General features: G+C 57.3%; 21 protein-coding genes and 1 tRNA gene. 10 read left to right on the top strand and 12 right to left on the bottom strand.

Going from position 1 to position 25,456, the window contains the following annotated elements:
• Positions 1 to 80: 80 nt before the first annotated feature.
• Positions 81 to 2,183: a transketolase gene (gene tkt / locus HK20_RS06295; RefSeq protein ID WP_086646234.1), complete on the bottom strand. Its 2,103-nt coding sequence runs from the start codon at positions 2,181 to 2,183 to the stop codon at positions 81 to 83.
• 329 nt (positions 2,184 to 2,512) lie between these two features.
• Here tkt and HK20_RS06290 point away from each other — a divergent pair, with 329 nt between their 5' ends.
• The 5 genes from HK20_RS06290 (at position 2,513) to HK20_RS06265 (ending at position 7,689) form a co-directional block, all read left to right on the top strand.
• A complete protein-coding gene (locus HK20_RS06290) occupies positions 2,513 to 3,085 on the top strand; it encodes an ankyrin repeat domain-containing protein (protein WP_086646233.1) in 573 nt (190 codons plus the stop codon).
• Between the two features lie 116 nt (positions 3,086 to 3,201).
• Entirely contained in the window at positions 3,202 to 4,269 is a 1,068-nt protein-coding gene (hisC, locus tag HK20_RS06285) for a histidinol-phosphate transaminase (RefSeq protein WP_086646232.1), read from the top strand.
• A 159-nt stretch (positions 4,270 to 4,428) separates the two neighbouring features.
• Positions 4,429 to 4,707: a hypothetical protein gene (locus HK20_RS06280; protein WP_086646257.1), complete on the top strand. Its 279-nt coding sequence runs from the start codon at positions 4,429 to 4,431 to the stop codon at positions 4,705 to 4,707.
• 161 nt (positions 4,708 to 4,868) lie between these two features.
• Positions 4,869 to 5,927 carry a transporter gene (locus HK20_RS06275; RefSeq protein WP_369823036.1) on the top strand — a complete coding sequence of 353 codons (1,059 nt, stop codon included), beginning with the start codon at positions 4,869 to 4,871 and terminating at the stop codon, positions 5,925 to 5,927.
• A gap of 337 nt (positions 5,928 to 6,264) precedes the next feature.
• Positions 6,265 to 7,689, top strand: a complete 1,425-nt coding sequence (locus tag HK20_RS06265; protein ID WP_086646230.1) for a lytic transglycosylase domain-containing protein — start codon at positions 6,265 to 6,267, stop codon at positions 7,687 to 7,689.
• A 69-nt stretch (positions 7,690 to 7,758) separates the two neighbouring features.
• Here HK20_RS06265 and HK20_RS06260 read toward each other — a convergent pair whose 3' ends face one another.
• From HK20_RS06260 to lgt, 4 genes are read right to left on the bottom strand one after another with little or no spacing between them, the layout of a single operon-like run.
• Complete coding sequence (locus tag HK20_RS06260) at positions 7,759 to 8,730, bottom strand: hypothetical protein (protein WP_086646229.1); 972 nt, start codon at positions 8,728 to 8,730, stop codon at positions 7,759 to 7,761.
• Positions 8,727 to 9,530: a peptidoglycan editing factor PgeF gene (pgeF, locus tag HK20_RS06255; RefSeq protein WP_086646228.1), complete on the bottom strand. Its 804-nt coding sequence runs from the start codon at positions 9,528 to 9,530 to the stop codon at positions 8,727 to 8,729. Before pgeF ends, HK20_RS06260 begins: the two co-directional genes overlap by 4 nt.
• A complete protein-coding gene (locus tag HK20_RS06250) occupies positions 9,527 to 10,555 on the bottom strand; it encodes a class I SAM-dependent methyltransferase (protein ID WP_086646227.1) in 1,029 nt (342 codons plus the stop codon). The genes pgeF and HK20_RS06250 overlap by 4 nt, the downstream gene beginning before the upstream one ends.
• 8 nt (positions 10,556 to 10,563) lie before the next feature.
• Positions 10,564 to 11,412: a prolipoprotein diacylglyceryl transferase gene (lgt, locus tag HK20_RS06245; RefSeq protein ID WP_086646226.1), complete on the bottom strand. Its 849-nt coding sequence runs from the start codon at positions 11,410 to 11,412 to the stop codon at positions 10,564 to 10,566.
• Positions 11,413 to 11,670: 258 nt separating this feature from the next.
• On the opposite strand from lgt, the gene HK20_RS06240 reads away from it, so the two are divergent.
• Positions 11,671 to 11,967 carry a putative quinol monooxygenase gene (locus HK20_RS06240; protein ID WP_086646225.1) on the top strand — a complete coding sequence of 99 codons (297 nt, stop codon included), beginning with the start codon at positions 11,671 to 11,673 and terminating at the stop codon, positions 11,965 to 11,967.
• 50 nt (positions 11,968 to 12,017) lie between these two features.
• On the opposite strand, the gene HK20_RS06235 is transcribed toward HK20_RS06240, so the two are convergent.
• Positions 12,018 to 13,613, bottom strand: a complete 1,596-nt coding sequence (locus tag HK20_RS06235; RefSeq protein WP_086646224.1) for an L-lactate permease — start codon at positions 13,611 to 13,613, stop codon at positions 12,018 to 12,020.
• Positions 13,614 to 13,834: 221 nt separating this feature from the next.
• Between HK20_RS06235 and HK20_RS06230 the strand changes: the two genes are divergently transcribed.
• On the top strand, positions 13,835 to 15,172 hold the full coding sequence (locus HK20_RS06230) for a sorbosone dehydrogenase family protein (protein ID WP_086646223.1): 1,338 nt from the start codon (positions 13,835 to 13,837) through the stop codon (positions 15,170 to 15,172).
• A gap of 149 nt (positions 15,173 to 15,321) precedes the next feature.
• Positions 15,322 to 16,506 (top strand): lipase family protein, encoded by a 1,185-nt coding sequence (locus tag HK20_RS06225; RefSeq protein ID WP_086646222.1) that lies wholly within the window; start codon positions 15,322 to 15,324, stop codon positions 16,504 to 16,506.
• A gap of 234 nt (positions 16,507 to 16,740) precedes the next feature.
• Here HK20_RS06225 and HK20_RS06220 read toward each other — a convergent pair.
• Together HK20_RS06220 and HK20_RS06215 are read right to left on the bottom strand one after the other, a co-directional pair.
• Positions 16,741 to 16,817, bottom strand: a tRNA-Arg gene (locus tag HK20_RS06220).
• A gap of 72 nt (positions 16,818 to 16,889) precedes the next feature.
• Positions 16,890 to 17,327: a hypothetical protein gene (locus HK20_RS06215; protein ID WP_086646221.1), complete on the bottom strand. Its 438-nt coding sequence runs from the start codon at positions 17,325 to 17,327 to the stop codon at positions 16,890 to 16,892.
• A gap of 227 nt (positions 17,328 to 17,554) precedes the next feature.
• On the opposite strand from HK20_RS06215, the gene guaA reads away from it, so the two are divergent.
• Positions 17,555 to 19,153 (top strand): glutamine-hydrolyzing GMP synthase, encoded by a 1,599-nt coding sequence (gene guaA, locus HK20_RS06210; protein WP_086646220.1) that lies wholly within the window; start codon positions 17,555 to 17,557, stop codon positions 19,151 to 19,153.
• Positions 19,154 to 19,637: 484 nt separating this feature from the next.
• On the top strand, positions 19,638 to 20,279 hold the full coding sequence (locus HK20_RS06205; protein ID WP_086646219.1) for an SCO family protein: 642 nt from the start codon (positions 19,638 to 19,640) through the stop codon (positions 20,277 to 20,279).
• Between the two features lie 2 nt (positions 20,280 to 20,281).
• On the opposite strand, the gene HK20_RS06200 is transcribed toward HK20_RS06205, so the two are convergent.
• The 4 genes from HK20_RS06200 to HK20_RS06185 all read right to left on the bottom strand — a co-directional run bounded on the left by HK20_RS06200 (position 20,282) and on the right by HK20_RS06185 (position 25,454).
• Positions 20,282 to 21,634 (bottom strand): PepSY domain-containing protein, encoded by a 1,353-nt coding sequence (locus tag HK20_RS06200; RefSeq protein WP_086646218.1) that lies wholly within the window; start codon positions 21,632 to 21,634, stop codon positions 20,282 to 20,284.
• A gap of 11 nt (positions 21,635 to 21,645) precedes the next feature.
• Positions 21,646 to 23,976 carry a TonB-dependent receptor domain-containing protein gene (locus HK20_RS06195; RefSeq protein WP_086646217.1) on the bottom strand — a complete coding sequence of 777 codons (2,331 nt, stop codon included), beginning with the start codon at positions 23,974 to 23,976 and terminating at the stop codon, positions 21,646 to 21,648.
• Positions 23,977 to 24,046: 70 nt separating this feature from the next.
• Positions 24,047 to 24,436 (bottom strand): hypothetical protein, encoded by a 390-nt coding sequence (locus HK20_RS06190; RefSeq protein WP_086646216.1) that lies wholly within the window; start codon positions 24,434 to 24,436, stop codon positions 24,047 to 24,049.
• A 268-nt stretch (positions 24,437 to 24,704) separates the two neighbouring features.
• Entirely contained in the window at positions 24,705 to 25,454 is a 750-nt protein-coding gene (locus HK20_RS06185; protein ID WP_086646215.1) for a bifunctional 2-polyprenyl-6-hydroxyphenol methylase/3-demethylubiquinol 3-O-methyltransferase UbiG, read from the bottom strand.
• Positions 25,455 to 25,456 lie beyond the last annotated feature (2 nt).

Genomic DNA, 25,456 nt, shown 5'->3' with positions numbered 1-25,456 from the left:
TATCCTTATCCTGCCCGGCTGCTGTTTGGCAGTAGCCGGGCTTTAGTCCTGTAACCGTTACGCCAGAGGGGCTGTCTGGTTCAGCCCGCCTGTTTGCGGGCGGCGTCTACAACAGCATCCACCGTAAAGCCGAAGTGCTTGAGCAGCTGGCTGGCCGGGCCAGACGCGCCAAAGCCGTTCATGGCAATAATGGTGCCGGTGGGGCCAGCGTAACGGTCCCACCCAATGGGGGAGCCCGCTTCTACCACCACGCGCCCCGTAACGGCGGAAGGTAGAACGCTTTCGCGGTAAGATTGTGGCTGCGCTTCAAACAGTTCCCAGCTTGGCATGGAAACCACGCGGGCGGGCACGCCTTGGGCACTCAGGGTTTCATACGCTTCGACTGCCAGCGAAAGTTCACTGCCGGTTGCGATCAGGATCACCCGGGGGGTCTGTTCGCTGCTGGCCAGCACGTAAGCACCTTTTGCCAGACCAGAGGCCGGGGCATAGCGTGTGCGGTCCAGTGTCGGCAGGTTCTGGCGGCTCAGGGCCAGTGCTGCAGGGCCGGAGCGGTTGGTAATAAGGTAGCGCCAAGCCTCGGCAACTTCGTTGGCATCTGCCGGGCGCAGGGTGGTCAGGCCGGGGGTTGCACGCAGTTGCACCAGTTGCTCAATTGGCTGGTGAGTTGGCCCGTCCTCGCCCACGCCAATGGAATCGTGGGTGAAAATATAGGTCACTGGCAGCCCCATAAGGGCGGACAGGCGGATAGGGGCCTTCATGTAGTCCGAAAAGATCAGGAACCCTGCACCATATGGGCGTAGGCCATACAGGGCCATGCCATTTACAATGGCGCCCATGGCATGTTCACGCACACCAAAATGGAAGTTGCGGCCAGCATAGCTGCCACCCCATTTGGCAGGCTGAAAACTCTCCTGCCCCTTGAGCAGCGTTTTGGTGGAGGGGGCCAGATCGGCCGAACCACCCAGCAGCCACGGCAGGCGGCCTGCAACGGCGTTCAGCACTTCGCCCGAACTGGCGCGCGAAGCGGTGCCCTTGGCGTCTGCCGGGTAAAGCGGAATATCCGCATCCCAGCCTTCGGGCAGGGTGCCGCTGAAAATGGCGTCCAGTTCGCCCGCTTTTTCCGGGTGGGCGGTGCGGTAGTCCGCGAACAGTTTTTCCCATGCCGTGCGTGCGGCCAGCCCGCGTGCGCCAAGCCCTGCGCGCATGTGCGGCAGAACGGCATCGGGCACGGCAAAGCTGCTGTCTTCGGGCCAGTTGAGGAACTTTTTGGTTTCGCGCACTTCTTCCGCACCCAGTGGCTCACCATGGGCGGATGCCTTGCCAGCCTTGTGCGGGGCACCCCATGCAATAACCGAGTGCGCAATAATCAGGGTTGGTTTGCTGGTCTGGGCGCGGGACTGGGCCAGAAGTTCTGCAAAAGCGGCTGTGTCGTTGGCGTCCTTGAGCTCAAGCACCTGCCAGCCATAGGCGGCAAAGCGTTCGGCTACGTTTTCGGTAAACGCAACATCGGTCGAGCCTTCGATGGAAATCCGGTTGGAATCATAGATCCATGTCAGGTTGCCCAGTTCCAGGTGTGCGGCAAGGGAGGCGGCCTCGCTGGATACGCCTTCCATCATGTCCCCGTCCCCGCACAGGGTGTACACATGGTGGTCGAACAGCGTAAAGCCGGGCATGTTGTAGCGCGCGGCCAGCCATTTTTCGGCAATGGCCATGCCTACGGAATTGCCACAGCCTGCACCCAGCGGCCCCGTTGTGGTTTCCACCCCCGTTGTGTGGCCGTATTCGGGGTGGCCGGGAGTTTTGGAACCAAACTGGCGGAACTGGCGGAGGTCTTCCACGCTCAGGGCGGGTTCGTCCGTAACCTTGCCGTTGGTGACCTGCCGGATGCCTGCAACATGAATAAGCGCGTAAAGCAGCATGGAGGCATGGCCGATGGACAGCACAAAGCGGTCACGGTTGGGCCAGAGCGGGGCAGTGGGGTCGTAATTCAGGGTGTTCTGCCACAGGGTGTAGGCAATGGGGGCCATGGACATGGCGGCCCCGGGGTGCCCGGAATTGGCGTTCTGCACGGCATCCATCACCAGAGTGCGGATGGTGTTGATGCACAGCGTATCGGGGCTGTTCACTCTACCGGCTTCTGCCCCGGCAGGTGCACGCAGGGGGGTAGAAAAAGAAACGCGCATAGCGGGCCTGTCCTCCAGCTGGGCTTTAGTGCCAAAGCCCGCAAATATAGGGTTGGGGCCTGCGCACGAGGCCCCATTAAAAGACGTTTTTGCACAATTCCACGGTTCTGCATTTTTCGGCAAGAGACGAGCTTGCCGGGAGCGGAACCCTTGCGGAGTTATCCAGTTCAACCCATTATATCAAAAGAGTTGTTGTTCTGCCATGTTCCCCGCCCGCCATATGCCAACAAGTTGCTTTGCGGTGGGTAGGCAATGTGACAAAATGGAACAATCGCGCAGGGCAGGACGTTGCCCTGATCAGGATAAACCGTTTTTTCCGGAGGTCAGCCATGACAGAAGAGTCTACACGGACACAGTCCGAGCAGGCCCCCGCCAATCCGGCAGCCGGAGAAGGCGGGCAGGCTTTTACGCGTGAGCAGGTGGAAGCCCTGTTTATTAACGCAGCCAGAGAAGGGGATGCGGACCTGCTGGCCCGCTTCCTTGAAGCTGGCATGGACCCGAATCTCAGGATGGAAAAAGGGTACACCCCCCTTATTCTGGCGGCCTATAACGGGCACACGGACGCCGTGCGCATACTGCTGGACCGTGGCGCGGACCCGAACCTGAAGGATGAAAAAGGCTCCACCGCCCTTTCGGGTGTGGCGTTTAAAGGGGATGTTGCCTTGGTGAGCATGCTGCTTGCCGCCGGTGCCGAGGTAGATGCCGCCAATGCCGTAGGCCGCACGCCGCTTATGTTTGCGGTCATGTTCGGGCGGGACGATGTTGCCCGTGTGCTGCTTGGGGCGCGGGCCAATGTGCTGCTGCGTGATGGGGAGGGCCTGAATGCCCTGGACCTGGCCCAGCGGCAGGGCAATGGCGCATTGTTGCAGGACCTGAAAAAAGCGGTAGGCGTTTCCGCCTGAGCCTGATGCAGGGGTACTGCTGCAAGGCTGTGCCGCGCCTGATTTTTTGACTGAGCTTTTTTGAGCAACGGCCTGCCAGCGCAGGCCGTTCAACTTATGTGCATGGAATGATCGGAATGAGCCGTTTCTGGAGCCCTCTTGTTCACACCCTTACGCCTTACGTGCCGGGTGAGCAGCCAAAAATTGCCAATCTGATCAAGCTGAACACCAATGAATCGCCCTATGGCCCATCCCCCCGTGCGCTGGAGGCCATAAAGGCTGCCACCAATGACTCCCTGCGCCTTTACCCCGACCCGGAAGCCTTGGCACTGCGCACGGCGCTGGGCCAGCGTGTGGGGCTGGGTGCGGACCATGTGTTTGTTGGTAATGGCTCGGACGAGGTGCTGGCCCACGCTTTTCAGGCTCTGTTTGCACACGGGGATCCGCTGCTCTTCCCCGATGTCAGCTACAGTTTTTACAAGGTTTACTGTGGGCTGTACAAACTGCCTTACCGCATGGTGCCATTGCGTGCGGATATGGGCATTGCGGTGGAGGATTACACCGGTCCATGCAGTGGCGTGGTCATTGCCAACCCCAATGCGCCAACGGGTATTGCTCTGGGGCTGGATGCCATACGCCAGTTGCTGGACATGCACCCCGAGCGGGTGGTGCTGGTCGATGAAGCCTATGTGGATTTTGGCGCACAGAGTGCGGTGGAACTGGTCCGCGATTATCCTAACCTGCTGGTTGTGCAGACTTTTTCCAAATCCCGCGCGTTGGCAGGGGCTCGGGTGGGTTTTGCCTTTGGGCAGCCTGATCTGATTGAGGCACTGGTGCGGGTCAAGGACAGCTTTAACTCGTACCCGCTGGACCGTCTGGCACAGGCGGGGGCTCTGGCCTCTGTTGAGGATGAAGACTGGTTTGCCAAAAGCGTGCAGCGGGTTATGGACAGCCGCACGATGCTGAGTGAAGGACTGCGTGGACTTGGTTTTGAAGTCTTGCCGTCCATGGCAAACTTTGTTTACACTCGGCACCCCGACCGTGATGCAGGAGAACTCGCGGCGCAGTTGAGAGCCCGGGCCATTCTTGTCCGCCACCTCAAGGGTGAACGCACAATGGCGTGGTTGCGCGTTACGGTGGGAACGCAAGAGCAGTGTCAGGCCTTGCTTGATGTGTTGCGCGACAGTGTTCTTCGCAATTCGTAAAAACTGTCTGGTCATTCGCCCAGCCGTTACAGCCTTGCTCGGGCCTGTGCCGCGCAGTGTGCGCGGTGGGTTTGGCAAGGCGGTCAGGTATTAAATTTTTAAGACATAAACCGTGCCGCGACCCCGCCGCACGGTCTTGATTTGATGGAGGGTCTGTTCATGCGCGCTTTTCGCGGCCAGATGTCTGATAACCAGCCAATCCGGCGCTCCCTGCCGGAAAAACAGAAGCAGCTGCGTGACCTGAAGGAAACGCTGGCTGCCATGAAGTCCCACACATCTCCTGCACTCAAGGAGAGTGTGCGCAAACGCATTGCCCAGCTTGAGGCCGAGCTTACGGCGGCTCCTGTTCTCAAATCCAACAACCGGCCCAGCGGCACTGCCCGCCCCCGGCAGGAGCGGGGGAACGCACCACGGCGGCCAACAATACGGTCTCTTTAAATAATGAGCCAGAAAGGGGAGAGGTGGTTGACCTCTCCCCTTTTTGTGTGGCTTGTGCGTGTTATAGCGTTTGCTTGACGTCTTTATTACCGCAGAATCAGATGGTTTGCGGTGCATTGGAACCCCCCCCATAACAGATTAGCAGAGCAGGGAGATCGGAATTGGCTGGAACCACCTTGTCTCAACTGACCGATCTGCTTTCTGAAGGGGGAACCCTGCTGCGTGATGGTCTGGTCTGGGCCATTTACTGCCGCCCCGGTCAGGAGCCGCAGGAGCTTGAGCGCGATGTGGTGGTTCACCGCCTGACAACGGGGAACTTCCCCCCCGAATTTGCCGAGGGTGAAGGCTGGGCGTGGTTTCATTTTGATATTGTCCACACCATGTCCCGCCATCAGATCGAGACCATTCCCTCCCTGCCGGAAGAAGTGCGGCAGGTTCTGACCAACCTGGAACGTAGCACCCGGCTGGAAAACGAGGGGGATATTGTGTTCGGCGCACTCCCCGCGTTTGACGATACCTCCACCGATGATGATCGCAACGTCAGCACGTGGCGTTTTGCCCTTGAGCCAGACCTGCTGCTCACCACCCGCCGCCACCCTATTCCCGCCCTTGGTGTTGTGTTCCACGAACTCAAGCGTGGGCTGGTGCCCCGCTCCCCCGCCAAGGTGGTGGACCGCGCCCTGCTGGAATTTGCAGATACATTGCGGCGTGACTTTGCCCGGCTGGATGACCAGCTTGACCGGGCGGAAGATGTGCTGCTGATGCTCGACCGGGATACGGATCTGGGCCGTATGAGCGGCCTGCTGGGTATGGTGCGCCGCCGTTCCACGGAGCTGCGGCGGGTGCTGGCTCCCGTGGACCGTATTTTCCGTGATGAAGAGCTGGAACTGCCCGAATGGGCCGAGGACGACCTGAAGGACCGCTCACACCGGCAGGTTCATGCTGCGCTCGATGACCTTCTGGCCCTTCAGGATCGGGCCCGTTCCTTGCAGGATGAACTGACATCCAATCAGGCGGAAGAAACCAACCGTCGGCTGTATATTTTGACCGTGGGCACCATTCTTATGCTCCCCGCAACGCTGGTCACCGGCTTTTTTGGCATGAATACGGGCGGCATGTTCCTGACCGATGGCCGCTGGGGCACGGTGGATGCGGGTGGACTGTGTTTTCTGATCATGATGGGAACATGGTTTTTGCTCAAGTTTATCCGCTTTTTGTAAAAGCTGCTGGTGGCATGTGGCAGGGCAAACCACACGCATCAGAATTGTTACGTACGGGTGTGCGTGCCATAAAATAAGCCAAGTTGAAGAACACAGTCTCCGGCTGGGGATTTTGGCATGTTCTGGCCAGCCCATGGGTAAAAATAGCCATGTTCGTGTTGTTTGCGCATAGTAAAGCCGGTTCTTCCACAAAACGCTTGAACGTGGGTGGAGCGTTTTCTTGCATGTGGGGTATGGCCCGTATAAACACATGGGCGTATTTTCTGGTCCGGTCATGCAGGAGTGAGCATGGAACCGGCCGGTTTTCCTGTGCCACGGCAAGGATGGATAAAACAGCATGACAGGCAGACAGCCCTTTTCCAGGATGCAAGACTGTTGTGCCGCCCGTAATGCCCTCATCAGGTTTGGGCGTGGTATCAGGGGTGTGCTTGCTCTGGGGCTGCTGGCTGTGCTGGCGGCCTGTGCTGGCCAGCCGGGTGGAAGCGATACGGATGTTCCCATAGCGCAGGAAGCCGAGTTCTACCGTGCTCATGCCCGGTCCTACTATGCGCCTCCCGGCCCGGCGGAAGACCCGTGGGGCCCTTATATCCGCGAAGCTTCCAAACGCTTTGATGTGCCAGAGGAGTGGGTGCGCGCCGTTATCCAGCAGGAATCCGGCGGCAAGCTGTTCCATGACGGCCAGCTTGTGACATCCGGCCCCGGCGCCATGGGCCTGATGCAGCTTATGCCCCCAACCTATGATGAAATGCGCGCCGCGTATAATCTGGGTGGGGATGCTTACGAGCCGCACGATAACATCATGGCGGGGACTGCATATTTACGGCAGTTATACGATGTTTATGGCTCCCCCGGCTTTCTGGCCGCATATAATGCGGGCCCTGGACGTCTGGAAGATTTTATCACCCGTAACCGGACCCTCCCGCGGGAGACACGGAATTACGTGGCCTCCATCGGGCGGCGTATTGTGGGTATTTCACCCCTCAATCGCTCTCAGGCCGATATGCAGGTGGCCAGCCATGATTCCTTTACACAAAGGGCGGTTGGCAATGGCGCTGGCCGGAATGCTGGCGGCATAAGCGCTGTACAGGCGGCATGGTCGGCCCGGCAGCAGGGGAGCATGCAGCCCGTGCAGGTGGCGGACGCCATTGGGGATGATACGGCAGATACCGCCAGTGCCCCCGCAGCCACCTATGGGCAGGACTGGCATCCTGTTTCACGTAAAACAAGAGTGGATGGGCTGACGGAAAGCCCATCGGATGTACGGGCCATATGGGCCAAACGGCTGGGAGCAACCGCGCAGACCACCCCAGAGACACCCGTGCAGGTTGCTCAGGCGGGGGAGGCGGAAACAGATGAACCCGCATATATTCCCGCGCCCCTGACCGAATCGGGTGTGTCTGATCCCGAACCGGCCCGGCTAAGCGTGGCGGATGGGCGCAAAGGGGGCAGTTTACGCCTGATCCCCATGGCGCATGCGGAACCCGCTCCCTTGCTGAGCAGGAAGGTACGCGGTGTGGATGCCAGAAACTGGGCTATTCAGGTTGGTGCGTTTGGTTCCGCTGCTCTGGCGCAGCAGGCATCGGGGCGGGCACAGCACCAGAACACATCCCTCTCTGGCGCGCGGGTACAAATTGCTGTGGTGCAGGCAAAAAAGGGACGGCTGTATCGTGCGCGTCTCACCAACCTGTCGCATACCGATGCAGTGGGCGCCTGCCGCAAACTGAGCGGGTGCGTTGTGATCTCGCCTGAATCACACCTCTAGGCAGGTGCTTCTGGCCTCCAGCCTGCGTGGGTTGAGGCACTATACCTGCCGGGGTTATCCTTGCCCCGCTCAGCCCGCCGGAGCGGGCGTGGTGGCAGGCGCTGCCGGGGCTGGTTTGGATGTGCCGGGGGCCGCAAGAGGGGCATTATCCCGGCCGGAATAGCGGTCAATAATCTGTTTTGTGGCGGCGGCGGCTTCCTGCGCTGCTGCTACGGCCACATCCCCCCAATACTGGTCGAGCGAATGGGCGTCTATGTCATGTAGTTGCGTGGCGGCCCCGGCCTCCTTGCCGTTTGCATCCACAACATGCCAAACAATTTCGATATGTTCCTGAGGGTGCCCCGTAGTGCCAGCCGGGCCGGGCGTGAGCTTTACGGTGGTGCTTACAATAAAGTCGGCATTTTTGGCCGAGTTCTGGATTGTATCCTCACTATCCCGGAACGAGGCGGCAAAGGCTTGCGCCAGTGATGTGTTGCCATCGCCCGGAGCGCCGGTAACGCCTGTAAAATACACCCGCGCGGCCCGGTGCTTAAGGCTGTGCGGGTCCTTGTCCATATCATCAGCCTGAATACCCGTCAGGACCGCGGCAATGCGGCTTGCCGCATCCTGCGCAACCAGCGTGAAGAATGGCCCGTCCCCCGCAGACCATTGCTCCATTGGAGCCGGCTGGCCCTCCTGCGTGGCACGAACCGTGTTTTTGGGGGTCATGACCGTATAAATGGGCACAACCTGCCCGTTGCGCAGTTCGGCCCGCATGTTCAGCCACCAATCCCCCTTGCGTGTGGGCTGGGCAATGGCTGGAATGGTCTGCTGGAGGAGTGCCTGTGCGACATCCTTGGCCCACAGGCTGGCATTGGCGTCGGAGAGCAGGGCATTGGGTGGGGTGGGTACATCCAGCCGTGCAGGGGGCGCATTGGCAGCCAGTCCCGGCCCGTTTTTGCCTGAATGTGCAAACGGGTGTGGCACATCAAGGCAGCCGCCCAGCAAAAGCAGGGCGGAACAGGAAAAGGCTAGGCGTAAAGGCTGCTGGCGGCGTTTCATCCGTTACGGGTTCCCGTGGCGATAACAGAAATCTGGTGTCCAATGGGGCCGCCCCCCGCCAGCGTACGCCGCCGGTGGCTGAAAAAACGTGTCTCGTCACTCAGTGTATCCACGCCCAGAGCGGCTACATGCCTGAGCCCTGCACGTTGCAGGCGAAAAACACACCATCCGGCCAGATCAAACTGGTAATGGCCTGCCTGTTTGCCGGGGGCAAAAAAACGGGCAGCCTGTTTGTCAGCACTTGTAATGGCGGTGTGCATGTCCTCGGCTGTTTCATAGCTTTCCTGCGCAATGCAGGGGCCAACTACGGCGCGTATATCTTCCCGCACGGCACCAAGGGGGAGCATGGCCTCTATTGTTGCTTCCAGCACGCCACTTAATGCACCGCGCCAGCCTGCATGGGCCGCGCCAACAACGGTGCCTTGCGCAGTGCTGAACAGGACCGGGGCACAGTCTGCCGTAATCACCCCTATGGCCAGTGCGGGGTTGCTGGTTACCAGTGCATCTGCCTCAGCGCCGGTGCCGGCAGGCCACGGGCTGGTAGCCGTCACAACGACTGGGCCATGCACCTGTGTTACACCCAGCAGGCAGTCTGCCTGCACACCCATATGGCTGGCAACAAGCTGGCGGTTGCGTGCCAGATTTTCTGCGCTATCCCCTGATCGGGTGGAGCAGTTCAGGCTGGCATACGGGCCACTGGACACACCGCCTTCACGCGTAAAAAAACCATGCCGGGCTTGCCCCAGCAGGGGGCTGGTCAGGGGGGCCAGACCAGTGGGGGCGGTGGAGGAGCCGCTCATGCAACCGGACCTTTCGTAAAGCCGGGAGGCGTAGGCAGGGAAGGGCTGGCCAGCGCCATGACCTTGAACAGATGCCCCATTTTATCTGGTGCGACCAGCCGGTTTGCAGCCGAACGCAGCATGGCTGCATCCTGTGGTGCGGCGTTGCGTGCCAGTTGTTCGGTGCGTTCCATAATGCCCAGATGCTGCAAAAAATCACCCTGATCTTCGGTCCCGTAAGTGGCGGCCTCACCTTTGCGGGCTACGGCCAGCAGGGCTGTAAAATCGACATGGGTGGTCAGGTCTGCCTCACCTTCCTCCGCCTGAAGCGGATGGGTCGGGCGGGCATGGCGCAGCGCCTGAAGCGAATCCCCAGTGGAGCTTGTGTTGTGCCCATAGTCAATAAACAGCGCCACACCGGGGGAATGGGTAAACCTGTGGGCAAGGCCACGCACAATATGCTGGGCCTGTTCGCAGACTTCCACAACCGTATTGGGTTCGAGCACACGGCTGTCCGGCAGGGTAGGCGGGGGGCAGGCGATCAGCTCCAGCGTCTTGTTGGCCACATAATGCTCATGCCAGCCCGTGCTGGTCTGGATGAACTGCCGCACGGGCAGGGCGTCCAGAAACTCGTTGGCCAGCAGGATCATGGGGCTGGCGGGTATGTCCTCGACGTGTTTGTGCCACACGGGCTGCGTGTAAGGCTGCAGTATTTCTGCCTGCACCTGCCGCAGCCGGGGGGATGTTTCGACCAGATGCACACTGAGCGCCTGCGCCATGGCAGGGGCCTGACGGGTGATGACACGCAGGGCATCGGCCATGAGTGTGCCCCGCCCCGGGCCGGCTTCGGCCAGAATGATCTTGGCGGGGCTGCCCATGCCCTGCCACACCGTAATGGCCCACGCACCCAGCAGTTCGCCAAAAACCTGAGAAATTTCTGGCGCGGTAATAAAGTCCGACAGGAACGGTGTCTCGGCGTAATACTGGGCGTTTACCCGTGCCATAAAGTGGTCAAGTCGCTCTGCGTGGTAGATGTGTGGTGCCATAGGTCCGTTCAGTTTTTTTCAGCGGGTTGATCTTGCGGGTCGGGCAGGCCGACGTAAATGGGCTGGCGGCGGGCGTACAGCATCAGGCCAATGCCTGCGACCAGCATGGGCAGGCAGAGCAGCTGCCCCATGGTAATGCCGCCGGGCAGGTAGCCGAGAAAGGAATCCGGCTCGCGAAAGAACTCGCAAAAGGATCGTGCACAGCCATATCCTGCCAGAAACATGCCAGCCAGAAAACCGGGATGTTCCCGTACCGACAGGCGGCGGGATGCGGTAAACAGAATTAAAAACAGCAAAAGCCCTTCGGTCAGGGATTCATAAAGCTGGGAAGGGTGGCGCGGGATTGGCCCCCCGGTAGGGAAAATCATGGCCCAGGGCAGGCTTGCCGGGGCCTCGCGGCCCCAGAGTTCCCCGTTAATGAAGTTGGCCAGACGCCCCAGCCCCAGCCCGATGGGAACAGCCACGGTCACGCGGTCTGCAAAAGCCAGAAAGTTCAGCTTATACCGCCAGGTAAACAGCACCATGGCGGTAATGACCCCGAGCGCGCCCCCATGGAAGGACATGCCCCCATGCCACACTTCCAGTATGGAAAGCGGATGGCTGAGGTAATAGCTAGGCTGGTAGAACAGCACGTAACCAAGCCGCCCGCCCACAAGCACGCCAATGGTGACCCATGTTAAAAAGTCGTCCGCCAGTTCTGTTGTGCCAGCCCGCGGGCGCAGGGCCAGCAGCTTACGGAGCAGCATGATGCCCAGCACAATGCCCAGAATATAAGACAGCGCATACCAGCGAACGGCCAATGGCCCGAAATGCACCAGCACCGGGTCGAACTGTGGAAACATCAGAACAGGAAGCATGGAAAGGTCAATCCGGTGCGTGAGGGGCCAGAGATCGGGGCGGCCTGCGCTTGGGTGGACCAGAGCAGGAACCGGCCCACCAAGGGGTGGGGCTTAGGCGGGACTATAAAGGGCGTGCCTGTTCCCTCCAACCCAGCAAATGCGCGGCAGCGTATTTGAACGCGCAAAAACAGGGCAATAAGCTGGTAGTCAGGGCGGTGTCAGTTTTCTATCATGCCCGCTATTATCCCTTTTTGAGAAGACAGAAGGTTTTTACCCATGAGCGATGAAATTACGGTCGTTGCCGTTCTCAAGACCAAAGCGGGCTGTGAGGATGCGGTTGCAAAAGCCATGGCGGCCTGTGCGCCTGCGTCGCGCGCGGAGGCTACAAACCGCCAGTATGTGCCCAACCGGGATCTGGATGACCCGCAGACACTGATTTTTATTGAACGCTGGGCCAGCCGGCAGGCTCTGGCTGACCATATGGAAACACCGCACTTCAAACAACTGGCTGCCGCATTGGAAGGCAAGCTGGAAGCGCCCTTGCAGGTGCATATTCTGCAACCTGTCGCCTGAAGCCAAAAAGCCCCCGCGCTCTCCGGCAAAAGGGAGCGCGGAGGTTGTGACTAACGCAGGACAAACTGCTGGATAACCACCAGCACCCCCATGCAGAAGGTCAGGAACAGGCTGTGCTTGAATGTGCGCGCCAGCACAACACCCTCCTGCCCTTTGAGTGAGGTTACGGATACACCGGTAGTGATATTCTGGGGTGAGATCATCTTGCCCATGACCCCGCCAGAGGAATTGGCCGAGGCAAACAGAACCGGGTCAAGCGAGAGCTGGTGGGCGGCAGCCACCTGCAGGTTGCCAAAGAGCGCATTGCCCGATGTGTCGCTCCCGGTCAGGAAGACAGCCACCCAGCCCAGAAAGACCGAAACAAGCGGGAAGAACATGCCGGTGGAAGATACCGCATAGCCCAGCGTGTAGGTCATGCCCGAATAGTTCATCAAAAACGCCAGACCAATGGTCAGTGCTACGGTTACAACCGCCAGCCATGCCTGCCGCACGGTGGTGACAATGGCCGCACCAAACTGGCGCAACGTAGTGCGGGTGAGCAGGGCGCTCAGAATAGCGGAAACCAGAATGGCCGTGCCCGTGCCAAGGGGTTCAAACTTCCAGACCGCAGCATAAACGGATTTGTACAGCGATATGAAAACAGCATTGTCCAGCCCCGGCCAGTGTATGGGCAGCGCGCCAATACGGGCAACGTGCAGTGCGTCCCACGCGATAACAACGGCAATAACCGTAACCCACGGAATCCAGCCCTGCCAGAGCGGCACGGGGGCTACGTTGGCGGGTTTTTCCGCGTTGATCCGGCTAAGGTCTATGGCATATGCTGGGTCCGGCGCAGGCTGCCAGAAGCGCAGGAACACAATGCTGGCCACAAGAGATACGCTGGAAGACAGCACATTGCTCAGGCTGTACAGCCCCGCGCCGGAAATGACGAGCAGGGTCAGGGCAAAGCTTCCACCAGCTACAAGCAGAATGGGCCATGTCTGCCGTATGGAGCGCCACCCACCGTAAAGCGCCATAACATAAAACGGAATAAGGCAGGCAAAGGGGGTCAGCTGGCGGCCAATGGTCGCACCAAGCACATCAGGCGGCAGCCCGGTAATGGAGCCCAGCACGGTTACGGGAATGCCCAGCCCCCCAAAAGCTACAGGTGCTGAATTGAAGATGAGCACATAGGTTAGCGCATCCAGTGCGGGAAAACCCAGCATGATCAGCAACGCACTTGTAATGGCAACGGGTGTGCCAAACCCGGCAACCCCTTCCAGCGCTGCGCTGAAGCAGAAGCCAAGCACGATCAGGATTATGCGGCGGTCATTGGGGACATGCCGGATAATCCAGCCCCTGAACGCATCAAACCGGCCGTTATGCACGGCAACGTTAAACAGCAGCAGGGCGCACAGCGCGATCCACATGACCGGCAGCAGCGAAAAAACCATGCCGTTGGTTATGCTGGCCACAGCCAGTGCAGGGGGCAGGCCCCATAGGCCAATGGCAATAACCAGCCCCACGGCCAGCCCCCCAAGGGAGGACTGCCAGGCTGGGCGGCGCAAAACCCCCATAAGAAACAGGGTAACAAGAATGGGGCAGGCTGCAACAATAAAGGAAAGCAGCAGGCTGTGACCCACAGGAGCAAGAGGCTGTATGAACATGATTGTTCTCAAACAAGGCGTTGTACCTCTCTCGTGATGGAGAGAGCGTTTGAAGTAACGCGTGCTCCTGTGTGAAGATGCAATAAAATTTCGTGTTATATCATGCACGGTGTTCCTGCGAGCCGCCTGCGAGTGCGGTTTTTGCCGTGCAAACCCGCGGCCACATGCTGCGTTCGGGTTAACATGGATTAAGTGTTGTGCGTTGTACGGAGGGCGGAGTTATGGGGGCACGAAGAATATGGGTGGCGGGCGGTGCGCTGGTTGCGTTGGCTGCCATTGTTGGTGGGGGTGTTCAGTATTCCCGCACAGAGCGGGCAAGGCTGGCTGTGGAGCAGGGTATGGGGCCTGCCCCCGAATTGCCCGCACCTGCGCCAAGGCTGTTGCCTACGGTTAACATTGCCAACCCCATAGGTTGGGGCAAGGGGGAGCACCCAACTCCTGCCCCCGGGCTTGATGTTGCGGCTTTTGCATCGGGGCTGGATCATCCGCGTTGGCTCTATGTCCTGCCCAATGGGGATGTATTGGTCGCCCAGAGCAACTCTCCGGGAACGGATATACAAACATTCAAGAACCGTATTGCCAGTTTTGTTATGGGGGCTGTTGGCGCAGGGGAACCCAGCCCCAACAGGATTATGCTCCTGCGTGATGAAAAAGGGCAGGGGAGAGCAACACTGCAAACGGTCCTGCTGGACCATCTTTATTCCCCATTTGGCATGGCGCTGGTCGGGAATGACCTTTACGTGGCAAACGCCAATGCCATTGTAAAATTCCCCTACCATCCGGGGGATACGCATATTACGGCCGAACCTGTAAAAGTGGCTGATCTGCCCGCAGGGTATAACCACCACTGGACCAAAAACATTCTGGCCAGCCCGGATGGGCGATTTTTATATGTGACCGTCGGCTCCAATAGTAATGTGGCCGAACACGGCATGGCGGTGGAGGAAGGCCGCGCACGGATTGACAGGCTGGACCTGAAAACCGGAAAGCTGGAGCCATATGCAACAGGTTTGCGCAACCCAAATGGCATGGGGTGGGAGCCCAAAACAGGTGCCTTATGGGTGGCAGTCAATGAACGTGATGAAATTGGCAGTGACCTTGTGCCGGATTACATGACATCGGTGCAGGAGGGAGGGTTTTACGGCTGGCCCTATAGTTATTACGGCCAGCATGTGGATGTGCGGGTGAGCTCACCACGCCCCGATCTGGTCGCTACCGCACTGGTGCCTGATTATGCGCTCGGCCCGCATACCGCATCTCTCGGCCTGACATTTACAGATACCGCACGGCTGTTGCCTGAAGCCATGCGTCAGGGTGTTATGGTTGGGCAGCACGGGTCTTGGAACCGGCGGCCAAAAAGTGGTTACAGGGTCATTTATATTCCCTTTAACGCGGGCAAACCCGACGGCGCTGCACAGGAGGTGCTGACAGGCTTCCTCACCCCTGATCAGGAACATGTGCATGGGCGGCCTGTGGGCGTGGCTATTGACCAGAATGGCGCGCTCCTTGTTGCCGATGATGTGGGGAATACCATCTGGCGCGTGACCGAAGCGCCCTGAGCAGTTCAGGGCGGGGCGCGTTTGGTTTTTTGTGTCCTTGCGTCCGGGGCGGGATAATGAAACTCTGCGGGCATGAAATTGGCGGAATGTTTGTATTTCCGCCGTTTTTTGCAATGTGGGGCGCTTAAGCCCCGTATAAGGGGTCTTTTATGAAATCCGTCCCACGTCTTGTTGCTGCTGTTTCCCTGCTTGCTCTGGCGGCATGCCAGACGCCAGCACCGCAGGTTCCGGCCCCACCTGTGCCGGTTAGTGGTGCATTAACGCAGCACCAGCCGCTAGCTCCCGCGTTGGGGGTTACGGGGAGTGGTCCGGCTTTTAGCATTAAGTATCTGTCCACCAATGGGGTGTCAGGTGTTGGGCTGGTGCCGGTTACGGGGGTTGTTATTTACCCTGCGGGCCCGGCCCCACAGGGTGGCTGGCCTGTTGTGGCATGGGCACACGGTACGGTGGGGGTTGCCAATAGTTGCGCGCCCTCTCTCAACCCCCGCTCCACACGGGACCAGACATATCTGAGTGAGTGGCTGCGCCGTGGGTTTGCTATTGTCGCAACCGATTATCAGGGCTTGGGGAGCGATGGCACACACCCGTACCTGAACGCCCGGACAGAAGCTTACAGTGTGCTTGATGGGGTAAAGGCTGCACTGGCCGGTCTGCCCGACCTGAGCAACAATATCATGATTGTGGGGCAGTCGCAGGGGGCGGGGGCGGCTTTTGCCTCCGCGGCGTATGCCCCGGCATACGCTCCGGCATTGCATGTGCGTGGGGTGGTGGCCACGGGTATTCCCTACATGTCGCCCGAGGTTATCAAGGCCGTGCTGCATGCCAAGCCGCAGAACAGTGCCAGCGGCATAGACCCGGTTGTTGCTTATGCCTTGCTGATTGGTGCATCCGAGGCCGGGCTTAACCCTGCGTTCAATCCGGAGCAGGCCTTTACGCCGCGCGCCATGCCCGCATTCCATGCTGCATCGGAAATATGCGCTCGTCCGTTGATGGAGCGCATAAAAACCGAAGGGCTGACGCGGGCCAATGCGTTCGAACCAACTCTGCCACAGGCTTTGGCACCGGCGTTTAAAGGCATGCTGTTCCCTACGCTCAAGCTTGATGTCCCATTGTTCGTTGGCATTGGCATGACAGACAGGGACGTAGCACCCCAGGGGCAGCTTATGCTGGTCAAGGATGCCTGCAAGGCGGGCACAGTTGTGCAGGCACATCTGTATAAGGGGCAGGACCACTCTCAGGCTGTTCTGGCATCCATGGTGGATTCTGCGGCCTTTACAGCAGCGGTTATGAGCGGCCAGCCCGTTCAGGCGGTATGCACGCCCGTTGCACAGTAAGGTTATGTAAAAAAGCAGGCATAAACCGGAACATTACGCAGTGTTCCGGCTTATCCAGAATATGAGCGGGGGTTTCAGGCAGTGCAGGTGCGTGCCACGGCGTAACGCCCTTGGAACCCGCTTGTGGCCACAAAGCCAGAATAGTGCTGGTTTGGACTAGCAGCGTTGTTCAAGTGTAAACAGGAACAGAAAAACTGTTGTCTGTTTCAGGCACTTTTTATTTTAAGGAAAGTGTGGTGCACCCGAGAGGACTCGAACCTCTAACCCCCAGATTCGTAGTCTGGTGCTCTATCCAGTTGAGCTACGGGTGCGCCGTGAGGGGGTGTTTAGCCGAGCATCCGGACCTCGGCAACCCCTAAAAATGATATTTTTGATTTTTTTTTCTAATTTCGGTTCAAAAAGTTATCCAGCGGGTGGTTCTCCGGGCGGCGGAGTATGATGTGCGCGCGGCAGGTGGGGGTGCCGTAAACACCTTCAAACGTGTCGTCTATCGGGTGGGCCTCAAAAACAATGGGTAGGGGCTGCTTGCGGGCATCGGTCAGAATAAGCTGGGCATGGTAGTGCTGGCGCTCCTTGTTGGGGACACCATGCAGGACCAGGTTGCCCATCTGGGGCACAAATATCATGCGCTTGGGCTGGATCTGCATATAGGATAGCCCTTCGGTCGGGCAGTCGCGGCCTTTGTCCGTTACCAGCATGCCTGTCCAGTCCCCATATGGGTCATTGGCAGCGGAGGTGGCGGCCTGTGCGGGGCTAAAGGCTGCCAACCCCATGCCCAGCAGGGCGGCGTATCCGCATAACTGCAAGTGTCTGGCGTTCATGTTCGGTGCTCTCCTGTGCTGTCAGCCTGAATCTGGGGTGGTAAGCAGGTTGTGGCAAGCCCGGGTGGAAAACAGATTTGCTCGTTATTCTGGCTTTTATAGGGTGACGAGGCCGCCGCATGGCTTTATATCCGCTGTCATACTTACTTAGTGGTGGGCCTTGAGCGTGTTTGTCGCCACTGCACAAGAAAGCCAACCCTGACGCAGACCAGAAAGAACCATGACCCATGTCCGATGCCGCTCAACCCGTTTCACCTGTTGTGCTGGATGAAGCCTTGCACCATGACCGTATTCTGATTCTGGATTTTGGCAGTCAGGTTACGCAGCTGATTGCCCGCCGTGTGCGTGAAAGCGGCGTGTATTGCGAAATCTGGCCCTTTACGACAGATGCTGAAAAAATACGTTCTTTTGCTCCGCGTGGCATTATTCTGTCCGGCGGCCCGGCCAGCGTAAATGGGCCCGATGCCCCCAGAATTCCGGATGTGGTGTTTGAGATGGCAGTGCCCGTTCTGGGTATCTGCTATGGTCAGCAGGCCATGTGCAAGCAGCTGGGCGGGGAAGTGGAAAGCGGAGAACACCGCGAGTTCGGCCGCGCCTTTGTTGATATTGTAGAAGATTGCGCCCTGTTCCGTGGGGCATGGGCACGTGGTGGGCGTGAACAGGTCTGGATGAGTCATGGTGACCGGGTGGTGGCATTGCCGCCGGGGTTCCGTACGGTGGCGGTCAGCCAGGGGGCACCGTTTGCGGTGATCGCAGATGAAGGGCGCCGCCTTTACGGTGTGCAGTTCCACCCCGAAGTTGTGCATACACCGCACGGTGCAGCACTGCTGGAAAATTTTACGCATAACGTGGCAGGCTGCTCTGGGTCATGGACCATGGCGGGTTTCCGCGAAATGGAAATTGCCCGTATCCGTGCTCAGGTAGGGACCGGCAAGGTAATCTGCGGCCTGTCCGGCGGTGTGGATTCCTCCGTTGCTGCCGTGCTGATCCACGAGGCCATTGGCGAACAGCTTACCTGCATTTTTGTCGATCACGGCATGCTGCGTGCAGGGGAGGCGGATGACGTTATCAAAACCTTCCGTGGCCAGTTCAACATCCAGCTTATTCACCGGGATGCGTCTGACATCTTCCTGAGCGCCCTCGACGGCGTGACAGACCCGGAAATCAAGCGCAAGACCATCGGCCGTTTGTTTGTGGAAGTGTTTGAGGAAGAAGCCACCAAACTCGGCGGCGCGCAGTTCCTTGCTCAGGGCACACTCTACCCCGATGTGATCGAGAGCGTGAGCTTTACGGGTGGCCCGTCTGTTACCATCAAGTCCCATCATAACGTTGGTGGCCTGCCCGAACGCATGAACATGCAGTTGGTGGAACCGCTGCGTGAACTGTTCAAGGACGAAGTGCGCGATCTGGGGCGTGAGCTTGGGATTCCGGAAGTTATTGTCGGGCGGCATCCGTTCCCCGGTCCGGGGCTTGCCATTCGTATTCCCGGGAACATCACGCGTGAAAAGCTGGATCTTCTGCGTAAGGTGGATACCGTTTTTCTGGAAGAAATCCGCGCAGCCGGTCTGTACGATGCCATCTGGCAGGCTTTTGCCGTGCTTCTGCCCGTGCGCACCGTGGGCGTTATGGGGGATGGCCGGACGTATGATCAGGCCTGTGCCCTGCGTGCCGTAACCAGCACAGACGGCATGACAGCAGATGTTTACCCGTTTGACATGAGCTTCCTGACCAAAGTGGCCGGGCGGATTGTTAACGAGGTCCGCGGCATTAACCGCGTGACATATGACATCACCTCCAAACCCCCGGGTACGATTGAGTGGGAATAATCCCGCGTCTGGCATAGGGTGGCATCACCGGGCATGAAAGTGCCTTAAAGCCCGCAGAAATGCGGGCTTTTTTTGTTTTTTGCTCGGGCATTGTCTGGCACCGGACGGTATCGCCAAGCAGTAATTTTTTACGGCATAGTGCGTGGCACAGACCGAGTCTGATGCCATGATTTAAACCGATACCAAGTTGGGCAACTTGTAAGCGGCATGGAGCGATGCTGGCCAAGAGCCCGTTGATTAGTGAGGTATGAATCCATTTAATGTGGCTAATTTTTCACTCAGATCAGAAATATCTACTGATTAATGATAAAAACAATAAGCGCATTTTGGATGGATTTTAAGAGCTGATGCCTGCTGCGCTTATGTCGGCAATGGGGCGAGAATGGGAGCTCGGCCTTATGTTTGTGTGTAATAAAAAGCAGCCTTTGAAATTGAAAAGGGATGTCTTGCTGTCGTTCGGCATACTGTTTGCTATGATGGCACGATGAATCGCAAAAAGCCCACAAAGATTGCATTAACCAAGCCAATGCCCCTTTCCAGATGGCAGGAGTGGAAAAAAATATTTCCTCTGTTTGGTATCATCTTGCTTCTGTTTTCTGGCGCTGCATGCCTGCGAATATTTCTGACGTCGCAGAAGCATACGCAAATAGGTGGGCCTTACACTCTGGTTAATGGTCAGGGGCAGATCGTCACTCAGGCGGCTTTTGGGGGGCATTATACGCTTCTGTATTTTGGCTATACGCACTGTGTAGACATCTGCCCGTTGACACTTGCAACTGTATCAGCAGCTCTTGATGAGCTTGGTAAGCGGGGAGAAAGCATTGTTCCCGTGTTTATTTCAGTTGATCCCGAACGGGATACCCCAAAAGTTTTACAGGATTACGTTGAACGGTTTTCCCCTCGTATTGTTGGCCTGACTGGGTCCGAAACTCAGCTTCAGTCGGTCGTGAAGGCTTTTCATGTTTCCGCACGACGTCAGGCCCCCAATGGTTCAGGCTATCTCATTGATCATAGTTCGCTTCTTTACTTCATGGATGGGCACAACCATCTGGTCGGCATGATGCCCGTGGATGCCAGTGCCCACCAGATTGCAAGCGAACTCAGGCGGCTTTTACCGCCATCGTGATGTCAGGCCGGACGGAATTTCGCAAATATCCGGTTTGCAATGGCCAGAACAAGTAATGCGGCCCCCAGCTCTGGTAGAAGTAGCCCTAGAGTAACGAGCATTACAATGCCGATAATTCCATATTGCTGAGAGTGCATGGCGGGCGGAGCCCCCAGGGATCCCGCAGGTTTACGTTTAAGCCACAATACAGTTGCAGCACTACTCATCGCCAGTAAGCCCATTGCCACCAACAGATTGATGACCTGATTTATCCCTCCAAAAAGCTGGCCTTCATGTGCCGCAACGCCGTAGCCAATGATCCGATCCATAAGGCCTTTCCGGGCGAAGGTTGTATGTGCCAGCACATGGCCATCTGATGTTACCGTCACACTTTCTCGCAAAGGTCGGTTTTGCGTGTCGGAACGCACAGTCCACATAGAACCAGATGGCGTAATGATGACCGGAGCGGGCAGGGAGAGAGTGCTCGCAGTCTGCACAACAGTATTCAGACTGCTTACCAAGTCCTCTTTGGGAAAAGAGGTGGAGACGGTTGGCATGTCCATACCGGGCATATCCATGCTGCCTGTTGCAGGCTGCTTCTGTGATGGCCCGACCGGATACCCGGCAATGACCGTGGCGGCTGGAACCGCGCCGATTTCCCAGTCCTTGACAGAGGTCAGGCGACCAAACGTGTTTTCGACCGATTGCAGGGCATGCCCCCAGACAAAGGACCACGGTAGACCGGATACCAGAAACAGCACCAGAAACACTGACGCCCACACTCCAGTAACAGCATGGAGATCCCGCCACCGGGTTCGTCCCTTTGTGCCAAGGCGTGGATAAACAACGCCTGCCAGTCCCTTCTGACCGCGTGGCCACCAGAGCAGCAGGCCTGTCACAATGAGCACAATGGTCCATGATGCAACCATTTCCATAATGACAGAACCCACATTACCCAACAGCAACTGCCCATGCAGCCGGAAAACCAGCCGCTCAAATCTGCTTTCTTCCAGAACAGTTTTCACAACAGTGTGGGTGTTCCTGTCCACATAGACCCGCACGGCTTCTCCATCTGGCCTGCTGACCAGAACACGTGCGGCACTTTGCGAAGTCCGCGGAAGTTCATAAGCCAGTAAAGCCCCTTGCGGCACTGCTGATAAAGCAGCCTGAACGTCACGCTTGGGAGAGGGCGACTGAACTGTGGGCAGATGGTCATATCGCCAGTCAATCCAGTCATTAATCTGGGGTTTGAAGAGATAAACTGCTCCGGTCAGAGAGAGAAAAGCCACAAAAGGCAGGCAGAACAGCCCTGCGAAGAAATGCCAGCGCCAGAGCGTGCGACGGTCTGGCCAGTGAGTGGCAATGTGTATGGTCATGGCACTATCCCTCAAAACCTGATCCGCATGCCGCCAAAATACGCACGGGGCGAACCCGCGTAGATGGAGCCTGTGCTGTTCATGAGTGTCGTGGCACCGGCCTGCTGACCATTGGCCTGTAGTTTATCGCTGATGTTTGTAGCTCCCGCGATATAGGTCTGGTTGGCGACGTTCTGTACCTCAAAATACCAGTGCAAACGATGTGCCCAGCCAAACCGGGCGGGGGGATCATAATGTATTTCAAGATTAAGCAGCGCATACCCCGGCGCTTTCAGCCGATTGGCGTTATCCAGCCAATAAGAATCACGCCACGTGACTTCCGCGTATCCGCCCAGCCCTTCCAGTAAGCCGTCAGGCTGGTCGTAAAGAAAGCGGGCATTAAGAAAATTGGGAATGACCCCGGGGATATAATGCCCTTTACGGCTGAAGCTGCGTGAAAGCGTGCTATTGGAAAGAACCTCGGTATAATTGGTATAAATCTGATTATCGTAGGTGTAGCTCAGTTTAACCCGACCACCGGGAAGCATTTTGGGCAACGGCTTCCACTCTACCCCCAGAACAACACCACGATGTTCGGACGCGGGTGCGTTAAAAGTGTAGGAGCCAACGGTGTTAACACCGGCAGACTGGCTGACCAGTTCGTTCTTATAAAACTCGTAAAAACCTGTTGCCTGAATGCTGATCGTCGAAGAGGGATGCCAGTCAGCGCCCAGATCAATGCCGACACTTGTCTGGCTTTTTAGTTGTGTATTGTTTCCGTATTCCCCCTGTGGGGTAATGAAAAGATTGGAAGAAGATGGCGTGCCATAGGCTGTGCCAACACGGGTATGAAGCGTCCAGTCTTTGGATGGCGTGTAAATTAACGCTCCTTCTGGTGCGAGATTGAAATAGAAACGATTGGCTGTGATGGCTCGTTGGGTAATGGTTGCCGCAGAGTAGCCATAAAGTGTTTCAGTTGCGCCAATGTCGGAATATGTGCCGCCAAGACCGGCGACGATGTGCCAGTCAGGTGCAAAATGCCAGTCTTCCTGAAAGCGCGCACCAAGATTCCACTGGTGCCCATAACTTTCCGAATTCATGGCCCCTCGTGTTGCACCGCCCAGGGGCATGATGTTGTAAGTCTGTGAACCAAAATCGAGATAATCAAAATTCACGCCAGCAAATGTTTCCAACGCTCTGCCAGCAAGTTGCGCATGGTTGGTTATGTCGCTGCTTACATTATAGGAATTATAAGGACCGACATACGCCATAGGTGACGTTGGTTGGTCGATATGGCGCTGATCGTACGTAAACTGGTTTCGCCAGATTGTGTGGCTGTTGAAATCATGCTCCCAGCGCAGGCCAACCACCGTGCGCCGGTCAAAGCGCCCCAACCCTGCCTCTTCAGGGCTCATGGCAACCTTCGTGCCATAGCGGCCATTGACCAGCAGATTGACAGACGCACAACCGGCCGCCGCACTGGACGCATTGGTGCACCCCTGCTGGTAGGGATTGGCCCGGTACTGGTTGAGTGACAATCTCGCTGGCAGAAAAGCATCGGTGACGTTGTTGACGAATTTCAGGATAAGACGATCCGATGACGTCAGATTGACACGAAGCCGCATATTTTCTGTCGAGGTATTATAACGGCTATTGGCAATGAAGCCGTTTCCACGCACATCGCTGCCAAAGATCATCAGATCGTAGTGTCTGTTGCCAAAGCCGAGGGTGGCATAATTGTTGAACATCCCGAAACTGCCGAAATCGGAGCCCAGTTCCAGCCCGTGAATATCTGCTCCCTTCCGGGTGCGGAAATTGATGGCGCCGTTGATGGCATAATTACCATACAGGGTTGAGGCAGGTCCCTCAAAAACATCGACACCCTGATAAGCATGGGGGTCGATCAGATCGGCCCGGGCTGTCCCATCTGGTTGAGTCATGGGAAACCCATCTTCCAGAACCTGAATATTTTTAAGTCCCCATGATTGACGATCTCCCGACCCACGAATGGAAATATTCGTATCGCGGGGGCCATTTCCCTGCGTAAAGCTGACGCCGGGAATGGTCACCACCATATCGGCAACGCTCTGGCCAACCTGGTTCGCGAAATTACTTCTGTCAGAACTATAAGTTGTCTGGCCTGCCGGACGCGTAAGTGCAGACGACCGGCTTACCCCCGTTACAAGAATCTGTTCGGTTTTGACGGGGTTTTTGTGGGTTTTGGGCACAGGAGGAGCATGTTGACTCAAAGGCGAGCGGGGCTTCTCTGCACCGATGGCAGCGTGCAGAGTGCTGGCCGAGAAAATGGCGGCAGCCGTTAGTGTCCCGTAAAACGGGAGTGAAAAACAAGACGTACGAAACATGTGAAGGAACCTGAATAGACAGCACAAAATGCTCACCTGCATGGTAGGTGAGCGGCTCTTTCAATTCAGATCAGGCAGGAGGTCCCTGCGGGCAGAGAGCAGTCCGTTTTGGTGTTGGCGGCCCCCGGATGGATGTGAACATCCATGACTGACGAATGACAGCAATACGCAAGTCCGCAAAAAGACAGAAAACGATGCTTACAATAAGCAGATCCAATGCCTCGGACAGAAGAAAGCCGTCATCATCGGGGGCGGTTGAGTGATGGTTCTGTCCGTCTGGATCAGACGATGTGCTCTGAGCATCGCAAAGAATGCTCAGCTTCGTAAAAGTTTTGAGGGGATCGTCGATCAGTGCTGTTGGGGAAGCAATTCCGCCAAATGTCAGGCGTGCAATCAGTGCAAGCAAAACGAGAGGCCAGAAGGCCAGCAGGTAAGCCGAACTGTGAGCACGTGGAGTCATGTCTCACCGTTACATCAAGTTCTTTCGGTTAACCAGTCCATATCGGCAGCGCGAACTCTACCTTTCGATGACGATAGCCCTGGTCTTTGAGCCGTATTGCATGTCCGCTCCCTCTCTCCCTAAACTGTCTATCTGTTCTAGGATGTGGGGTTAGATAAAAAGCTGACATTCCATAAGGATATGCCCTATTTTTTGCCCAAAAACGAGGTGCCGGTGGCGAGCTTTGCGTAAGGTTGAAAATGCCGGGTGTGAGTAACTGCCCAATTCTTCAGGGTTTGCGCAGGCAAATGAAGATGATGGAAAGCGAGAATGTTTTGGGGAGCCAGTCAAACGGATTTGTATGAATCTGGCTGATCCGCATGTTGTGGCGTATGGTTTGTGCCAGCCAGCGCCAGTCAAACCCTTTGTGGCCCGTGCCGTGTGTTTCCACCTTATCCAGATTGAACAGTGCGGCATGCAGGGTTTCGGTCCATGTGTATTCCTTGTGCCGCATATAGCCGGTGAGCAGGGAGCCAATGTTCTTGACCAGAATAACCGGGCCGACCTCGTTAGGGACCGAGCACATAAAGGCGGCAGGCCGAGCAAGAGCGACCTGCTCTATAATGCGGACAACAAGATTTTCTGGAATATGCTCTAGGGTTTCCAGAGCAAGAATAACATCGGTATTCTGGAACTCGCCATAGTGGTCGGCAATGGAACCCGTGATGATTTTAAAGTTCGGATGGGCCGAATACCTTGCCCGTGCAATCCCGCTTAATGCTTCATCCTGATCTATGCCGATATATGTGATGTTGAAGCGGCTATTGAGGACCTGGAACGCTTTGGCATGTGCACAGCCTATGTCCACCACCCGTAAGGTGCGCGATGGGGCTTGGGCGGCCAGCTTGGTAAACAGGCGGATTAAATGCTTGTATCGGGTAGTATGCAGGTAAGAAACCAGCGGATTGAAAGCCTGCTTTTTTTCATAACAGGTCAGGCCCTCATTGCCGGGTGGTGTGGATGAAGTGGGCTGTACCATAA

The organism is Acetobacter sp. DsW_54 (genome assembly GCF_002153575.1).
In the GTDB taxonomy this organism is placed as follows: domain Bacteria; phylum Pseudomonadota; class Alphaproteobacteria; order Acetobacterales; family Acetobacteraceae; genus Acetobacter; species Acetobacter fabarum.
The sequence above is the reverse complement of the archived record's forward strand: the minus strand, read 5'-3'. Positions and strand labels throughout refer to the sequence as shown.

Bases quoted from the DNA above. Each gene is read 5' to 3' on its own strand.
- hisC (WP_086646232.1), top strand. From the start codon at position 3,202: ATGAGCCGTTTCTGGAGCCCTCTTGTTCACACCCTTACGCCTTACGTG.
- pgeF (WP_086646228.1), bottom strand. From the start codon at position 9,530: ATGAGCGGCTCCTCCACCGCCCCCACTGGTCTGGCCCCCCTGACCAGC.
- HK20_RS06185 (WP_086646215.1), bottom strand. From the start codon at position 25,454: ATGGTACAGCCCACTTCATCCACACCACCCGGCAATGAGGGCCTGACC.
- HK20_RS06240 (WP_086646225.1), top strand. From the start codon at position 11,671: ATGAGCGATGAAATTACGGTCGTTGCCGTTCTCAAGACCAAAGCGGGC.
- HK20_RS06205 (WP_086646219.1), top strand. From the start codon at position 19,638: ATGAATCGCAAAAAGCCCACAAAGATTGCATTAACCAAGCCAATGCCC.
- HK20_RS06235 (WP_086646224.1), bottom strand. From the start codon at position 13,613: ATGTTCATACAGCCTCTTGCTCCTGTGGGTCACAGCCTGCTGCTTTCC.
- HK20_RS06230 (WP_086646223.1), top strand. From the start codon at position 13,835: ATGGGGGCACGAAGAATATGGGTGGCGGGCGGTGCGCTGGTTGCGTTG.
- HK20_RS06265 (WP_086646230.1), top strand. From the start codon at position 6,265: ATGACAGGCAGACAGCCCTTTTCCAGGATGCAAGACTGTTGTGCCGCC.
- HK20_RS06260 (WP_086646229.1), bottom strand. From the start codon at position 8,730: ATGAAACGCCGCCAGCAGCCTTTACGCCTAGCCTTTTCCTGTTCCGCC.
- HK20_RS06215 (WP_086646221.1), bottom strand. From the start codon at position 17,327: ATGAACGCCAGACACTTGCAGTTATGCGGATACGCCGCCCTGCTGGGC.
- HK20_RS06250 (WP_086646227.1), bottom strand. From the start codon at position 10,555: ATGGCACCACACATCTACCACGCAGAGCGACTTGACCACTTTATGGCA.
- HK20_RS06290 (WP_086646233.1), top strand. From the start codon at position 2,513: ATGACAGAAGAGTCTACACGGACACAGTCCGAGCAGGCCCCCGCCAAT.
- guaA (WP_086646220.1), top strand. From the start codon at position 17,555: ATGTCCGATGCCGCTCAACCCGTTTCACCTGTTGTGCTGGATGAAGCC.
- HK20_RS06280 (WP_086646257.1), top strand. From the start codon at position 4,429: ATGCGCGCTTTTCGCGGCCAGATGTCTGATAACCAGCCAATCCGGCGC.
- HK20_RS06195 (WP_086646217.1), bottom strand. From the start codon at position 23,976: ATGTTTCGTACGTCTTGTTTTTCACTCCCGTTTTACGGGACACTAACG.
- HK20_RS06200 (WP_086646218.1), bottom strand. From the start codon at position 21,634: ATGACCATACACATTGCCACTCACTGGCCAGACCGTCGCACGCTCTGG.
- HK20_RS06190 (WP_086646216.1), bottom strand. From the start codon at position 24,436: ATGACTCCACGTGCTCACAGTTCGGCTTACCTGCTGGCCTTCTGGCCT.
- lgt (WP_086646226.1), bottom strand. From the start codon at position 11,412: ATGCTTCCTGTTCTGATGTTTCCACAGTTCGACCCGGTGCTGGTGCAT.
- HK20_RS06225 (WP_086646222.1), top strand. From the start codon at position 15,322: ATGAAATCCGTCCCACGTCTTGTTGCTGCTGTTTCCCTGCTTGCTCTG.
- tkt (WP_086646234.1), bottom strand. From the start codon at position 2,183: ATGCGCGTTTCTTTTTCTACCCCCCTGCGTGCACCTGCCGGGGCAGAA.